Source organism: Bradyrhizobium sp. IC4060 (genome assembly GCF_020193715.1).
In the GTDB taxonomy this organism is placed as follows: domain Bacteria; phylum Pseudomonadota; class Alphaproteobacteria; order Rhizobiales; family Xanthobacteraceae; genus Bradyrhizobium; species Bradyrhizobium yuanmingense.
Window position 1 is genome coordinate 1 of the sequence record NZ_JADYVJ010000056.1, and the last position, 1,247, is coordinate 1,247.

Consider the following 1,247-nt stretch of genomic DNA (forward strand, 5'->3'; position numbering starts at 1 on the left):
GCCCAAAAGCAAAATCCCAAAACGCAGGAAAACGAGGTCCAGCACCCCACTTTCCTGCAAAATCGAATACTACATCAAGACCAATTCTGCTTACTTCTCAGACCGACCCGTATTCTTCACGGACGACTTCTTAGCAATCGACGTGCCAGGACGGCCGAGCTTGGTTCAGGCAAGCATCTCTTCTGCGATTCAGATCGACTCAATTGCAATTTGCTGTCGGGTTCTGCACATAGAGGTCTTGAACGGGACCGGGTGAATAGGAAGAAAGCGGGAGCTGCGCAGGAATCTGGGTGATAACGCTCAGAGAGCCGGCGTATCCAGGCGGATGGCGAACCTGCGAGAACTTCTTCAAGGAGCCGATGCGGCCCGAAGGAGACGATCAACATCCTACCCTTCGGTCAGCCGTCTGCGGTTGATCATGCACTGCTACAAATTCTCCGCAACATAGCGCGCGATCTGTTCGTCCGGGCCGTCCAGACGGAATTGCCGCGTTCCGCAGACGCCGGCGAGCTGAAGCCGCCGCGGATGGTCGCGCCGGCCGTGCGGAACGGCCATGGCCCGGCGCGCAACATCGCAACGGATATCGGCGAGATCGAGATTGCCAGGCCCAAGGTGAGGACCGGCGCGCGAGCGGCTCGCCAGTTGGATCGGCTTCACCTCGGTGATTTTGCCAGTCCGAGCGCGGCGAACTAGGAGCCTCGATCGCCTGCTGCCCGCCCCTTAGCTGCGCGCTATGTCGACCGGCGATCCAGGAGGCGCTCTCGGCCCTGCTGGAAAGGATACAACGAACCTTTCACCTTCGATGATTTCGAGCCTGAATGACCAATCGCAGCGCGAATACGAGCGCTGGCAGCAAAAAGCCGTCAACGTGCTCAAAGAAAATCCCGAGCTGGTTCGGAGCGGCAAGAAGGCCATACAGGATCTCAATGGCGCCAAGCCGAGCGGTTGGAGCATGCACTCGATACCTTGGTCGAGAATCGCGCTAAATATGGCATGACGTTATTGCCGGACAAGGATTGCGAATCTTGAGCCTATTGGCTGTCTATGACTTTGCTGCCGAGCACCAGAGCTGTCAAACGCCATCCGGAACTGCCCCCTTTGCGTCATGAAGAACTGCCCTCACCATCGGCATTATGATCTCGGTTGAAGGTTGTTTCCGCCGGTGACGGGCCGGAGGGAGGCGGAGCCGACCGGAGGGCCGTCACCGGCGGTCGGCGGTTTGATGAGGCCGCTCTTGCGCTTGGCGC

At 58.8% G+C, this 1,247-nt stretch carries 2 protein-coding genes; one reads left to right on the forward strand and one right to left on the reverse strand.

Features of this window, described 5'->3' with window-relative positions:
• Positions 1-426 precede the first annotated feature (426 nt).
• Positions 427-657 carry a hypothetical protein gene (locus I6F16_RS37430; protein WP_157784138.1) on the reverse strand — a complete coding sequence of 77 codons (231 nt, stop codon included), beginning with the start codon at positions 655-657 and terminating at the stop codon, positions 427-429.
• Positions 658-733: 76 nt separating this feature from the next.
• Between I6F16_RS37430 and I6F16_RS37435 the strand changes: the two genes are divergently transcribed.
• Positions 734-997: a hypothetical protein gene (locus tag I6F16_RS37435; protein ID WP_225174770.1), complete on the forward strand. Its 264-nt coding sequence runs from the start codon at positions 734-736 to the stop codon at positions 995-997.
• Positions 998-1,247: the final 250 nt, after the last annotated feature.

Bases quoted from the DNA above. Each gene is read 5' to 3' on its own strand.
- I6F16_RS37435 (WP_225174770.1), top strand. From the start codon at position 734: ATGTCGACCGGCGATCCAGGAGGCGCTCTCGGCCCTGCTGGAAAGGAT.